This window comes from Arthrobacter sp. J156 (assembly GCF_056172865.1).
Genome location: NZ_CM149650.1, coordinates 3090557 through 3102783, shown reverse-complemented (window position 1 = coordinate 3102783; position 12227 = coordinate 3090557). Strand labels below are relative to the sequence as shown.

Annotated in this window: 13 protein-coding genes; 10 read left to right on the top strand and 3 right to left on the bottom strand. The window is 67.9% G+C overall.

Translation table 11 applies throughout. The features are described from left to right. Positions 1–68: 68 nt before the first annotated feature. Complete coding sequence (locus tag AC0QR5_RS14375; RefSeq protein WP_329862411.1) at positions 69–1307, bottom strand: IS256 family transposase; 1239 nt, start codon at positions 1305–1307, stop codon at positions 69–71. 124 nt (positions 1308–1431) lie between these two features. Between AC0QR5_RS14375 and AC0QR5_RS14370 the strand changes: the two genes are divergently transcribed. Then, on the top strand, positions 1432–3003 hold the full coding sequence (locus tag AC0QR5_RS14370) for a Na+/H+ antiporter (protein ID WP_329864212.1): 1572 nt from the start codon (positions 1432–1434) through the stop codon (positions 3001–3003). Between the two features lie 62 nt (positions 3004–3065). Here the strand turns inward: AC0QR5_RS14370 and AC0QR5_RS14365 are convergent, their stop codons facing one another. Next, a complete protein-coding gene (locus AC0QR5_RS14365; RefSeq protein ID WP_329864214.1) occupies positions 3066–3485 on the bottom strand; it encodes a YchJ family protein in 420 nt (139 codons plus the stop codon). Between the two features lie 122 nt (positions 3486–3607). On the opposite strand from AC0QR5_RS14365, the gene purS reads away from it, so the two are divergent. Genes purS through purL form a run of 3 tightly spaced genes read left to right on the top strand, consistent with a single transcriptional unit; the run spans position 3608 to position 6947 of the window. After that, positions 3608–3859: a phosphoribosylformylglycinamidine synthase subunit PurS gene (gene purS / locus AC0QR5_RS14360; protein ID WP_329864216.1), complete on the top strand. Its 252-nt coding sequence runs from the start codon at positions 3608–3610 to the stop codon at positions 3857–3859. Further along, positions 3859–4617 (top strand): phosphoribosylformylglycinamidine synthase subunit PurQ, encoded by a 759-nt coding sequence (purQ, locus tag AC0QR5_RS14355; RefSeq protein WP_329864218.1) that lies wholly within the window; start codon positions 3859–3861, stop codon positions 4615–4617. The genes purS and purQ overlap by 1 nt, the downstream gene beginning before the upstream one ends. Next, a complete protein-coding gene (gene purL, locus AC0QR5_RS14350; protein ID WP_329864220.1) occupies positions 4614–6947 on the top strand; it encodes a phosphoribosylformylglycinamidine synthase subunit PurL in 2334 nt (777 codons plus the stop codon). Before purQ ends, purL begins: the two co-directional genes overlap by 4 nt. A gap of 89 nt (positions 6948–7036) precedes the next feature. Here the strand turns inward: purL and AC0QR5_RS14345 are convergent, their stop codons facing one another. Next, positions 7037–7801, bottom strand: coding sequence for an IS6-like element IS6100 family transposase (locus AC0QR5_RS14345; RefSeq protein ID WP_001389365.1), 765 nt, complete (start codon positions 7799–7801; stop codon positions 7037–7039). 63 nt (positions 7802–7864) lie between these two features. On the opposite strand from AC0QR5_RS14345, the gene AC0QR5_RS14340 reads away from it, so the two are divergent. The 6 genes from AC0QR5_RS14340 to AC0QR5_RS14315 are packed head-to-tail and all read left to right on the top strand — an operon-like array spanning position 7865 to position 12212. Then, the gene (locus AC0QR5_RS14340; RefSeq protein WP_430407116.1) at positions 7865–8194 is read left to right on the top strand and encodes a carbon-phosphorus lyase complex subunit PhnI; all 330 of its coding nucleotides are present in this window, start codon (positions 7865–7867) and stop codon (positions 8192–8194) included. Then, positions 8191–9054, top strand: coding sequence for an alpha-D-ribose 1-methylphosphonate 5-phosphate C-P-lyase PhnJ (locus AC0QR5_RS14335; RefSeq protein WP_329864237.1), 864 nt, complete (start codon positions 8191–8193; stop codon positions 9052–9054). Before AC0QR5_RS14340 ends, AC0QR5_RS14335 begins: the two co-directional genes overlap by 4 nt. Further along, positions 9051–9830 carry a phosphonate C-P lyase system protein PhnK gene (phnK, locus tag AC0QR5_RS14330; RefSeq protein WP_329864236.1) on the top strand — a complete coding sequence of 260 codons (780 nt, stop codon included), beginning with the start codon at positions 9051–9053 and terminating at the stop codon, positions 9828–9830. Before AC0QR5_RS14335 ends, phnK begins: the two co-directional genes overlap by 4 nt. 2 nt (positions 9831–9832) lie before the next feature. Then, positions 9833–10549: a phosphonate C-P lyase system protein PhnL gene (gene phnL / locus AC0QR5_RS14325; RefSeq protein WP_329864235.1), complete on the top strand. Its 717-nt coding sequence runs from the start codon at positions 9833–9835 to the stop codon at positions 10547–10549. Then, a complete protein-coding gene (locus tag AC0QR5_RS14320; protein ID WP_329864234.1) occupies positions 10546–11259 on the top strand; it encodes a DUF1045 domain-containing protein in 714 nt (237 codons plus the stop codon). The genes phnL and AC0QR5_RS14320 overlap by 4 nt, the downstream gene beginning before the upstream one ends. After that, positions 11256–12212: an alpha-D-ribose 1-methylphosphonate 5-triphosphate diphosphatase gene (locus AC0QR5_RS14315; RefSeq protein ID WP_329864232.1), complete on the top strand. Its 957-nt coding sequence runs from the start codon at positions 11256–11258 to the stop codon at positions 12210–12212. The genes AC0QR5_RS14320 and AC0QR5_RS14315 overlap by 4 nt, the downstream gene beginning before the upstream one ends. The last annotated feature ends 15 nt before the right edge of the window (positions 12213–12227 follow it).

Sequence of the window (12227 nt, the reverse complement as noted above, 5' to 3'; positions counted from 1 at the left end):
CCCCAGAGTCCGGTGGTGTCGTTCATGCGGGAGTGTCAGATTAACGGTGGGTCTGGCCTGGCGCATTGTTAGTTGATCCTGCCTTCGAACGCGATCGCGAACGCGTTCAGTGCAGGCTTCCACCGGGTGGCCCATCGTGCCCGGCCCCGCCCGGTCGGGTCAAGGGAGCGCGTCACGAGGTAAAGGCACTTCAGCGCCGCCGCGTCGTTGGGGAAATGGCCGCGGGCCCGCACGGCGCGCCGGTAGCGGGCGTTGAGGGACTCGATCGCGTTCGTCGAGCAGATGACCCTGCGGATCTCCACGTCCCAGTCCAGGAAAGGAACGAACTCTGCCCAAGCGTTGTGCCAGAGCCTGCTTATCGCCGGGTATTGGGTGCCCCATTTCGCGTCGAACTCGGCGAACCGCTCCTTCGCCGCCGCCTCGGTTGGAGCCGTGTAGACCGGCTTGAGATCCCTGCCCATCTCCTCCCAGTAGTGCCGGGAGGCGAAGCGGAAGGTGTTGCGGATCAGGTGGATGATGCACGTCTGGACCGTGGCGAGTTCCCATACGGCAGTGATCGCGTCCGGAAGGCCCTTGAGCCCGTCGCAGACGGCGATGCACACGTCCTCCACGCCGCGGTTCTTGACCTCGGTCAGAACCCCGAGCCAGAACTTGGCGCCTTCTCCGCCATCCCCGGCCCAGATGCCCAGGATGTCCCGTTCGCCGTTCACCGTGACCCCGATGACGACGTAGAAGGGCTTGTTGCGTACCTGTCCGTCGCGGACCTTCACGTGGATGGCATCCACCATGATCACGGGATAGACCCGGTCAAGGGGCCTGTTCGCCCATTCGGCCATCTCCTCAGCCACCTTCTCGGTGATCCGGCTGATGGTGTCCTTGGAGACCGTTGCGCCGTAGACCTCGTCGAAGTGCGCGGCGATCTCACCGGTCGTCAGGCCCCGCGCGCTCAAGGAAAGGACGACCTCGTCGATCCCGTCCAGGCGCCGCTGGCGCTTCTTGACTATGGTCGGCTCGAAGCTGCCCTCCCGGTCCCGGGGCACGTCGATCGAGACGGGCCCGATCTCGGTCAGCACCGTCTTGGAGCGCGTTCCGTTACGCACGTTCGGCCCCTCCGCAGCCCCGTTCCTCTCGTGCCCGAGGTGATCGGTCATCTCCGCCTCAAGCGCCGTTTCAAGCACCGTCTTCGTCAGGCCGGCCAGCAGCCCGCCCGGGCCCACGAGGCTCACGCCCTGTTCCTTGGCCTGAGCGAGCAACTGCTCAGCGAGCTCCTGCTGATCGATGATTTCCCCTGTCACAGGATCGATCATCTCGGTGGTTTCGGTCATCGCCGTTCCTTTCGGTCAAGCCACGCCGTTCCCACCGTTTTTCTGACACTCCCCCTCTTCGGCGCACAGCCCCGCGAGGGAGGATCTACCCCGAGGGGGTTCCCACATGGAGTTCATGATCCTGGTCGTCGGCCTGTTGTTCGGCACCGTCCTGGTGGTCGGCATCGGCGAGCGCATCCGGCTGCCCTATCCGGTGCTCATGCTCGTCTTCTCCGCCTCGGTCGCGTTCCTGCCGTTCATCCCGGAGATCCACATCGAGCCGGAGCTGATCCTGCCGCTCTTCCTGCCGCCGCTGCTCTACGCGGCGGCGCAGCGCAGCTCGTGGTCCGTGTTCCGCCTGCGCTGGCGGAGCCTGGTCCTGCTCGCCGTGCTGCTCGTCGCCGTGACGGTCGCCGCGGTGGCCGGGCTGACGTGGTGGCTGGTTCCCGCGCTGAGCCTGCCCGCGGCGATCGCGCTCGGGGCGATCGTCGCCCCGCCGGACCCCGTCGCCGTCGAATCGGTGGCCGGCAAGGTCAACATGCCGCGCAAGCTCGTGGCGACCTTGCAGACCGAGGGCCTGTTCAACGACGCGATCGCGATCGTCATCTTCCAGGCCGCCGTCGCGGCGGCGGTCAGCGGAGGCGACGTCGGCTGGGAGATCGTCCCCGGCTTCCTGCTCGGCGCCGCCGGCGCCGTGGTGCTCGGCCTCGCCATGGCGTGGCTCATCGGCGCCGTGACCCGGTTCGTACCCAACCTCGTGGCCCGCTCGGCCGCGACGCTCGTAGCCCCCTACGCCGTCTACCTCCTGGCCGAGGAGGTCCACTGCTCCGGCGTCGTCGCCGTCGTCGTCACCGCCCTCGAGCTCGGCCGCCGCGCCCGCCCGCAGGACTCCGAGGAGCGCCTGACGCGCACGTCCTTCTGGGAGGTCGTGGAGCTGCTCACCACGGGCGTCGCGTTCGGCCTGGTCGGCGTGGAGATGCGCTACGTGATCGAGGACGAGGGCCGGGACATCCTGGGCTTCATCCCCGGCCTCGCCGTGGTCTGCGCGGCGGTGCTGCTGGTGCGCTTCGCCTGGATGATGGCGATCTTCAAGCTCGGCGGGACCGAGCGGAAGAACAAGACGCCCGGATCGCTCAAGGAGGTCCTGGTCCTGACCTGGTGCGGCATGCGCGGCCTCGCGACCCTCGCGCTCGCGCTCGCGCTGCCGCAGACGACGGCGGCGGGCGATCCGTTCCCGCACCGGAACTTCATCATCGCCGCCGCCTGCGCCGTGCTCCTCGTGACGCTCGTCGGCCCCGGACTGACCTTGCCGGCGCTCATGCGCTGGCTCAAGCTGCCCGACGACCACGCGCAGCTCGAGCGCCAGGAACGGCAATTGGCCCGCCGCGCGGAGCGCGTGGCCCTCGAGGCCGTCAAGCGTTCGACGGCGGCGCAGCAGCTACCGCCCGAGCGCCGGGCCGCGCTGGCCAAGCGGATGTCCTCCCTGCACACGCTGCTCGAGAGCGATGCCGAGGACGATCCGGAGAAGATGCTCAAGATCCGCTCGCTCCTGCAGGTCATGGACCAGGTCCAGCGGGAGGCCCTCGACGCCGCCCGGCAGGAGGTCCTCGCCGCGCGGAAGCACCCAGGCATGGACCCCGAGGCCGCCGACCGCGTGCTGCGCCGGCTCGACCTGCGCACGGTGACGCTCGAGCGCTGAACCGCGGATCGGCATCCCCGGCACCCGGCCGCGTGCTCCGGCGTCGGAATCCCCCGGCGCAATCAGTCCTCGGCGTCACCGTCGAGGTAGAGCCAGCGGCCGTCCTCGCGCCGGAAGCGGCTGCGCTCGCGCTGCACTCCGCGCCCACCGGGCCCGCGGTAGTGGGCCGCGAACTCGACGAGCCCCTCGGCGTCGAACGGCCCGCCGGCCGCCGTGCCGACGATGTCCAGGCGACGCCACTGAAGCTCCGCATCGAGTTCGAGCTCCGCGGGTCGCGTGGAGGGATGCCAGCTCGCCAGCAGGTACTCGACGTCGCCGAGGGCGAACGCGCTGTAGCGCGAGCGCATGAGCGCCTCGGCCGTCGCGGGCCACGCCCCCTCGCGCCGCGAGCCGTCCCGGAGCGCGGCATGGAACCGTCCACAGCACTCCCCGTAGGCCTCGCCGCCGAGGCACGGGCACCGGTCCACGTCGCGGAGATCCATGGACCCAACAGTAGCTCCGGCACCCGGTAGACTGGTGCGGCAAGCACGCGGAGCGCCGCCACCCGGCGTGAGACGGCACCTCCGCGGGCGTCTAACCCACCCTCGCGCACAGGAGTCCCCGGATGCCCCGGATCGTTGTTGATGTCATGCCCAAGCCCGAAATCCTGGACCCCCAGGGCAAGGCCATCGTGGGCGCCCTCCCCCGCCTCGGCTTCGACGCCTTCTCCGGCGTCCGCCAGGGCAAGCGCTTCGAGCTGACCGTCGAGGGCGAGGTCACCGAGGCGATCCTCGAGCAGGCCCGCAACGCCGCCGAGACCCTCCTGTCCAACCCCGTCATCGAAGACGTGGTCAAGGTCGAGGTCGTCGCCGACTGATGAGCACCGCGGACCTCCCCCTGATCGGCGACTACTCGCGGCCCGAGGGCGCCCCGCTCGGCGGCGCGCGCATCGGCGTCGTCACCTTCCCCGGCACCCTCGACGACCGCGACGCGGCCCGGGCCGTGCGCCTCGCCGGCGCCGAGTCCGTCTCCCTCTGGCACGCCGACGAGTCCCTGCAGGACGTCGACGCCGTGGTCATCCCCGGCGGCTTCTCCTACGGCGACTACCTGCGCGCCGGCGCCATCTCCCGCTTCGCCCCCATGATGGGGCGGATCATCGACGCCGCGAACTCCGACGCGAAGCTGCCCGTGCTCGGCATCTGCAACGGCTTCCAGATCCTCACCGAATCCCATCTGCTGCCGGGCTCGATGATCAAGAACGACCATTTGAAGTTCCTCTGCCGGGACCAGGTCCTGCGCGTCGAGAACAACCGGACCGCCTGGACCAACCAGTACGCCGAGGGCCAGGAGATCAGCATCGTCCTGAAGAACCAGGACGGCCAGTACGTCGCCGACGAGAAGACGCTCGACGCCCTCGAGGCCGAGGGCCGCGTGGCGTTCCGCTACGTCGGCTGGAACCCCAACGGCTCCCGCCGCGGCATCGCCGGCATCACCAACGCCGCCGGCAACGTCGTGGGCCTGATGCCGCACCCCGAGCACGCCGTGGAGGCGGGCTACGGGCCCGACCACACCGGAACCGACGGGCTGGGCTTCTTCACCTCCGTCCTGAGCACCCTTGTTGGAGGAACCAAGTGAGCGCCGCAGAGACCACCGGCACGCAGGCCGATCAGCGCCAGTTCAACATCGACACGGTCGAGCACGCCGCCGGGACCCCGGACACCGAGCTGCCCTGGGCCGAGCTGGGCCTGAAGCGCAACGAGTTCGACGAGATCGTCAAGGTCCTCGGCCGCCGGCCGACCGCCGCCGAACTGGCCATGTACTCCGTCATGTGGTCCGAGCACTGCTCCTACAAGTCCTCCAAGAACCACCTGCGCCAGTTCGGCGACAAGGTGACCGAGGAGATGAAGAAGCACATGCTCGTGGGCATCGGCGAGAACGCCGGCGTCACCGACCTGGGCGACGGCTGGGCCGTGACCTTCAAGATCGAGTCCCACAACTCGCCGTCGTTCGTGGAGCCCTACCAGGGCGCGGCGACCGGCATCGGCGGGATCGTGCGCGACATCATCTCGATGGGCGCCCGCCCCGTGGCCGTCATGGACCCGCTGCGCTTCGGCGCGATCGACCACCCGGACACCGCGCGCGTCATGCACGGCGCCGTCGCCGGGATCGGCGGCTACGGCAACTCGCTGGGCCTGCCGAACATCGGCGGCGAGATGGTCTTCGACTCCGTCTACCAGGGCAACCCGCTCGTCAACGCGCTGGCCGTGGGCGTCATGCGCCACGAGGACATCCGCCTGGCCAACGCCTCCGGCCAGGGCAACAAGGTGGTGTTGTTCGGCGCCCGCACGGGCGGCGACGGCATCGGCGGGGCCTCCGTGCTGGCCTCGGAGTCCTTCGACGACACCAAGCCGTCCAAGCGCCCCGCCGTCCAGGTCGGGGACCCGTTCGCGGAGAAGGTGCTCATCGAGTGCTGCCTGGAGCTCTTCAAGGGCTCGCTCGTGGAGGGCATCCAGGACCTCGGCGCCGCGGGCATCTCCTGCGCCACCTCGGAGCTGGCCTCCAACGGCGACGGCGGCATGGAGGTGGAGCTGACCAGCGTGCTGCTGCGCGATCCCACGCTGACCCCGGGCGAGATCCTGATGTCCGAGTCCCAGGAACGCATGATGGCCGTCGTGTCGCCGGAGAACGTGGAGGCGTTCGAGGCCGTCATGGAGAAGTGGGCCGTGGAGTACTCGTGGCTCGGCGAGGTCACCGACACCGGCCGCCTGGTCATCACCTGGAACGGCGAGGTCATCGTCGACGTCGATCCCCGCACGGTGGCGCACGAGGGCCCGGTCTACGACCGCCCGTACGCCCGCCCGGAGTGGCAGGACCCGCTGCAGGCGGACTCCTTCCGGGATTCCGACGCCGGGGCCTCCCTCCCTGCCTCGGGCGACGAGCTGCGCGCGGCCCTGCTCGAGCTGATCGCCTCGCCGAACATGTGCAGCAAGGACTGGATCACCAACCAGTACGACCGCTACGTCGGCGGCAACACCGCGCTGTCCGCCCCGGACGACGCCGGCGTGGTCCGCGTCGACGAGGAGACGGGCCTGGGCGTGGCCCTGGCCACGGACGCCAACGGCCGCTACACCTACCTCGATCCCTATCAGGGCGCGCAGCTCGCGCTGGCCGAGGCGTACCGCAACGTCGCGACCACGGGCGCCGTGCCGATGGCGGTCTCCGACTGCCTGAACTTCGGCTCGCCCGAGGACCCGGACGTCATGTGGCAGCTCGCGGAGGCCATCCGCGGCCTCTCCGACGCGTGCATGGAGCTCGGCGTCCCGGTCACCGGCGGCAACGTCTCCCTTTACAACCAGACGGGAACCACCCCGATCCACCCGACCCCCGTGGTCGCGGTGCTGGGCCGCTTCGACGACGTCGCCCGCCGCACGCCCTCGGGCTGGCGCGCCGACGCCGACGGCCAGGCCGTGTACCTGCTGGGCGCCACGCGCGACGAGTTGGACGGTTCCGAGTTCGCGAACCTGCGCGGGCACCTCGGCGGCGTTCCGCCGCGCGTGGACCTGGCCGCGGAGAAGCTGCTCGGCGAGCTGCTCGTCAACGCCTCGCGCGACGGCATGATCGACGCGGCGCACGACCTCTCCGAAGGCGGCCTCGCGGCGGCCCTGTCCGAGATGGTGCTGCGCTACGGCACCGGCGCCCGGGTGGCGCTGGACGACTTGTGCGAGCGCGACGGGATCGACGCGTTCACGGCGCTGTTCTCCGAGACGCAGGCCCGCGCCGTCGTCGCGGTCCCGCGCTCGGAGGAAGTCCGCTTCAACGACATGGTCGGCGCCCGCGGCTACCCCGTGGTGCGCCTCGGCGTCGTCGACGCGCAGGCGGACGCGCTCGAGGTGCAGGGGCTGTTCACCGTGCCGGTCGCCGAGCTGCGCGAGGCGCACGAGGGCACGCTGCCGAAGTACTTCTGACCCGACGGGCGTCCGGGACCCGGCCGCGGCGGGCGGGCTCTGTTGCAAAGATTGGCGGCAGTCAGAGGTAGGCTGTCGCTCTGCGCCGATCAGGCGGCTGCTGCGAAATGGTGGTTGAGCATGCCCATGGCCTCCGTCAGCGCCGAGGGCCCAATGCCAAAAGCTCTCTCCACAAGGCGCACCTCGCCCCTGATGCCGGGCTGCAGGCACCAGGGGCGAGCCTGTCCTTTGCGCAGGGCTCGCATGACTTCGAATCCCTTGATCGTGGCATAGGCCGTGGGGATCGATTTGAAACCGCGCACCGGCTTGATCAGTATCTTGAGCTTTCCGTGATCGGCCTCGATCACGTTATTGAGATACTTCACCTGCCGGTGGGCCGTCTCCCGGTCCAGCTTTCCTTCGCGCTTCAATTCGGTGATCGCTGCACCATAGCTCGGCGCTTTGTCGGTATTGAGCGTGGCAGGCTTTTCCCAGTGCTTCAGGCCTCGCAGGGCCTTGCCCAGGAACCGCTTCGCTGCCTTGGCGCTGCGGGTCGGCGACAGGTAGAAATCGATCGTGTCGCCCCGCTTGTCGACTGCCCGGTACAGGTAGGTCCACTTGCCCCGCACCTTGACGTAGGTTTCATCCAGGCGCCAGCTCGGATCAAAGCCACGCCGCCAGAACCAGCGCAGCCGCTTCTCCATCTCCGGGGCGTAGCACTGGACCCAGCGATAGATCGTCGTATGGTCGACCGAAATGCCGCGTTCCGCCAGCATTTCCTCAAGGTCGCGATAGCTGATCGGATAGCGACAATACCAGCGCACCGCCCACAGGATCACATCACCCTGGAAATGGCGCCACTTGAAATCCGTCATCGTTCCGTCCGTCCAATCTCCGCCAAGCATGCTCAAGCTTCACGATTTTTGCAACAGAGCCAGATGATCAACCAGTTCACCGGCAACGCCGACACCCCCGCGCAGTTCACCCGCGGATACGGACTCGTGTTCGGGCGCGGAGAGCGCAAGGCCATGGCCATGTCCCTCGTCGACCGCTCACTGCGCGCGGACGAGTTCACGGAACGGGTCGTCGCCCCCGCTCAGGACGAAGAGTTCGTGCTGAGTCACGCCGACAACGTGCAGGCCGCGGGTTTCGTCGAGCACCTCAAGCTGCCGCACTACGTCGACTTCCAAGCGGAGCTGCACCTCATCACGCAACTGCGTCGTGAACACGGCGCCGACACCGAGACCGGTCAGGAGACCCCCGCATGAGCGCGGACGACATCGAGTACAACGTCGGCTACCTGGACGAGCAGACGAAACGGATGATCCGACGGGTGCTACTGAAAGCTGTGGCGATCCCCGGATTCCAGGTCCCGTTCGCGTCCCGTGAAGTTCCTCTCCCACGCGGGTGGGGCACTGGCGGCGTCCAACTAACCGCGGCGATCATCGGCTCTGACGATGTGTTGAAGGTCATTGACCAGGGGGCGGACGACACCACGAACGCCGTCTCCATCCGCGCCTTCTTCAACACGGTGACGGGCGTAGCTACTACTACACGAACCGACGAGGCGACCGTCATCCAGACCCGCCATCGGATCCCGGAGACGCCCCTCGTCGAAGGGCAGATCATGATCTACCAGGTACCCATTCCTGAGCCGCTCCGCTTCCTCGAAGCGCGTGAGACGGAGACTCGCCGAATGCACGCGCTGAACGAGTACGGCCTGATGTACGTGAAGCTCTACGAGGACATCGCGAAGTACGGCCATATCGCGAAGACGTATGACTACCCGGTCATGGTGAACGGTCGCTACCTCATGGCGCCGTCGCCGACACCGAGCTTCGACAACCCGAAGCTCCACCAGAGCGCGGCGCTCCACCTGTATGGGGCCGGCCGGGAGAAGCGGATCTACGCCATCCCGCCTTTCACCGACGTGGAGAGCCTCGGCTTCGAAGACTTCCCGTTCGAACCACAGCGATTCGAGCAGCCGTGCGCGATCTGCGGATCGACCGGTGTTTACCTGGACCAGATCATCACCGACGACGCCGGCGGGGCAATGTTTGCCTGCTCCGACAGCGACCACTGCGAGCGCGTCAGCGCACTCACTCACGAGCACGAGGTATCCGCATGAGCCTGCAGGGCCCCCTCCTCGAGGTCCGAGACCTCGGCCATCGCTACGGCGACCGCTTCGGCTGCCGCGGCGTCGACTTCGACCTGTGGCCCGGTGAGGTCCTCGCCATCGTCGGTGAATCGGGAAGCGGGAAGTCGACGCTCCTCAACACGCTGTCGCAGCGGCTCGAAGCCAGCGAAGGCAGCATCCGCTACCGCCGCGCAGACCGGGACGTAACCGACCTCGGCCAGCTCTCCGAGAGCGGGGTGCGTCGACTGTGGCGCAGCGAGTGGGGATTCGTGCACCAGAACGCCGCCGACGGACTGCGGATGCACGTCAGCGCCGGCGGCAACGTCGGCGAGCCGTTGATGGCGAACGGGTGGCGGAACTACCGTCAGATTCGTGGCGAGGCCTCGAACTGGCTGGAACGGGTCGAGATCCCCCGCGACCGGATCGACGATCCGCCCGCCGCGTTCTCCGGTGGCATGAGGCAGCGGCTCCAGATCGCCCGCAACCTTGTCGTCTCGCCGAGGCTGGTCTTCATGGACGAGCCCACCAGCGGACTGGATGTCTCCGTGCAGGCCCGCCTGCTCGACCTCATCCGCTCGCTGGTGAGTGAACTCGGACTCTCCATCATCATCGTGACGCACGACCTCGCCGTGGCGCGACTGATCTCACACCGCACCGTGGTGATGAAGGACGGGCGCGTAATCGAGTCGGGACTCACCGACCGGGTGCTGGACGATCCGCAGGCTCCCTACACGCAACTGCTCGTTTCCTCGATCCTGCAAGGATGACCATGAACACCGCCCCTCCCGTTCTCTCCGTCTCCGATCTAGATAAGACCTTCACCATGCACCTGCAAGGAGGCCAGGAGCTCGCGGTCCTGCGCGGGCTGAGCTTCGACGTCCACGCGGGCGACTGCGTTGTTCTCGGCGGCGCCTCCGGAGCGGGGAAGAGCTCCATCCTGAAGATGGTCTACGGCAACTACGCCGTGAACGCCGGGGCCATTCGGCTCCGTGCGGCGTCGACCGACCTCGACATCGCGACGGCCGATCCTCGCGAGGTCCTCGCCGCACGGCGTGACGCGATGGGATACGTCAGCCAGTTCCTCCGATGTGTTCCCCGAGTTCCCGCGCTCGAGGTGGTTGCCGAGCCTCTCATCGAACGCGGAACCGGCGCCGAGGAGGCGCTCGAGCGTGCAGGCGACCTGCTTGGGCGCCTCGGCATCCCGACCCGTCTGTGGACCTTGCCGCCGGCCACATTCTCCGGCGGAGAGCAGCAGCGCGTGAACATCGCCCGCGGCTTCATCGCCGACCTGCCGATGCTGCTGCTGGACGAGCCGACAGCCTCGCTCGACGCACGCAACCGTCGTGTGGTCGTCGAGCTCATCGCCGAGAAGCTCGGGGTGGGAACCGCCATCCTCGGAATCTTCCACGACGCCGAAGTCCGCGACGCGGTCGCAGACCACGTCGTCCCCGTCGAGAACTTCATCCCCGCAGCGGCAGCAGCATGACCGAACGCTACGCGGTGTACGCGATACCCGGGCTCGGTGACGCCGCGCCACGAGATATCGCGCTGAGATCACACGCCGAAGGATGGCTTGGCCGCAGCATCGACGATTCTCCGATCTCGGAATTCCATTCGCCTCACTTGGCCCGGGAGGCGGCCGACTCGATCACTACGGAGCCGCGGCGCTACGGGTTCCACGCGACGCTGAAAGCCCCGTTCCGACTCGCGCCAGGAAGGGCTGTCGAGGCTCTCAACGACGCAGTTGCCGAGCTGGCGGTTACCGCCCGACCGGTGACTATCCCGGCGCTGACCGTCGACCGGATCGGGCGGTTCCTGGCCCTCGTACCCGGAACGCCCTCGCCCGCACTCAACGCACTCGCTTCGCGTGTCGTTCGTGAGGTCGACCACGTGCGCGCCTCGACGACGCCTGAGGAGATCGCGCGGCGGCGACCCGAGACCCTGACGCTGCGTCAGCGCTCGCTGCTTGTCGACTTCGGCTACCCCTATGTTCTCGACGAATTCCGGTTTCACTTCACCCTCACCGACGGCATTGCCCTTGATGCTCATGACCTGCCGCGGGCGGTGCTCGAGACCTGGTTCGCGGACTGGCTCGGCGCTGATGTCCAACTCGACGCCCTCGCTGTAGTGCATGAACCCAAACCGGGCGCACCATTCCTTCTTCACTCCATCCACCCCCTGGAAGGCCTCCGATGACCACCGATCTCGTCTTCACCAACGCGCGCATCGTGCTTGAGCGAGAGGTTCTTCACGGATCGCTCCTCGTCCGCGACGGACGCATCGCCGACATCAGCGCAGGCCCATCCGAGCGAGGTATCGACCTCGAAGGCGACATCCTCATGCCTGGTGGTGTCGAACTGCACACCGACCACGTCGAACATCACCTCCGGCCCCGTCCGGGGGTCCACTGGGAAGCACTCCCCGCCCTGCTCGCCCACGACGCCCAGATGACCGCAGCCGGCACCACCACCGTCCTGGATGCGATCCGACTCGGTTCCGAGCCCTCCAACCGTGAATCTCTCGCCCGCACCGCCCGAGAGCTCGCGAACGCAATCACCACGGCCAGCAGCGCAGGACTGCTCCGGGCCGACCATGCGATCCACCTGCGCTGCGAGGTCTCAGCGGAAGACTGCTCGGATCGCGTCGAGGAGTTCGCATCGCACAAGGACGTTCGGGTCATCTCGCTGATGGATCACACCCCGGGGCAGCGGCAGTTCGAGGACGTGGCAGAGTTCCGCAAGTATTACCTCGGCAAGGGGATCGTCGGCGAGGGGGAGATTGACGCCTACATCGCCGGCATGATCGAGCAGGCCGCGCTGCACTCCTACCGGAATCGCAAAAACGCTGCTGGGATCGCTGCGGTGCGCGGAATCACACTCGCCGCCCACGACGACTCGACACGCGAGCAGGTGGAAGAGTCGGCGGCGTTCGGTGTGAAGATCGCGGAGTTCCCGACGACCGTCGCGGCAGCCGAAGCGTCCCTGGAACACGGCATGCTCACGGTCATGGGCGCCCCCAACATCGTTCGCGGCGGGAGCCAGTCCGGCAATGTCGCGGCAGCGGAACTGCTGAAACGCGGGCTGCTGCACATCCTCTCGTCCGACTACGTGTTGACGCCGACCGAAAATAGGGCCAAGAACGCCAACTGAAAATGAGGCCACCTG

What these genes read in the sequence shown, in the direction of transcription:
- phnL (WP_329864235.1), top strand. Translation starts at nt 9,833, where the DNA reads ATGAACACCGCCCCTCCCGTTCTCTCCGTCTCCGATCTAGATAAGACC.
- purQ (WP_329864218.1), top strand. Translation starts at nt 3,859, where the DNA reads ATGAGCACCGCGGACCTCCCCCTGATCGGCGACTACTCGCGGCCCGAG.
- purS (WP_329864216.1), top strand. Translation starts at nt 3,608, where the DNA reads ATGCCCCGGATCGTTGTTGATGTCATGCCCAAGCCCGAAATCCTGGAC.
- AC0QR5_RS14335 (WP_329864237.1), top strand. Translation starts at nt 8,191, where the DNA reads ATGAGCGCGGACGACATCGAGTACAACGTCGGCTACCTGGACGAGCAG.
- AC0QR5_RS14345 (WP_001389365.1), bottom strand. Translation starts at nt 7,801, where the DNA reads ATGACGGATTTCAAGTGGCGCCATTTCCAGGGTGATGTGATCCTGTGG.
- AC0QR5_RS14315 (WP_329864232.1), top strand. Translation starts at nt 11,256, where the DNA reads ATGACCACCGATCTCGTCTTCACCAACGCGCGCATCGTGCTTGAGCGA.
- AC0QR5_RS14340 (WP_430407116.1), top strand. Translation starts at nt 7,865, where the DNA reads ATGATCAACCAGTTCACCGGCAACGCCGACACCCCCGCGCAGTTCACC.
- AC0QR5_RS14370 (WP_329864212.1), top strand. Translation starts at nt 1,432, where the DNA reads ATGGAGTTCATGATCCTGGTCGTCGGCCTGTTGTTCGGCACCGTCCTG.
- AC0QR5_RS14365 (WP_329864214.1), bottom strand. Translation starts at nt 3,485, where the DNA reads ATGGATCTCCGCGACGTGGACCGGTGCCCGTGCCTCGGCGGCGAGGCC.
- phnK (WP_329864236.1), top strand. Translation starts at nt 9,051, where the DNA reads ATGAGCCTGCAGGGCCCCCTCCTCGAGGTCCGAGACCTCGGCCATCGC.
- AC0QR5_RS14320 (WP_329864234.1), top strand. Translation starts at nt 10,546, where the DNA reads ATGACCGAACGCTACGCGGTGTACGCGATACCCGGGCTCGGTGACGCC.
- AC0QR5_RS14375 (WP_329862411.1), bottom strand. Translation starts at nt 1,307, where the DNA reads ATGATCGATCCTGTGACAGGGGAAATCATCGATCAGCAGGAGCTCGCT.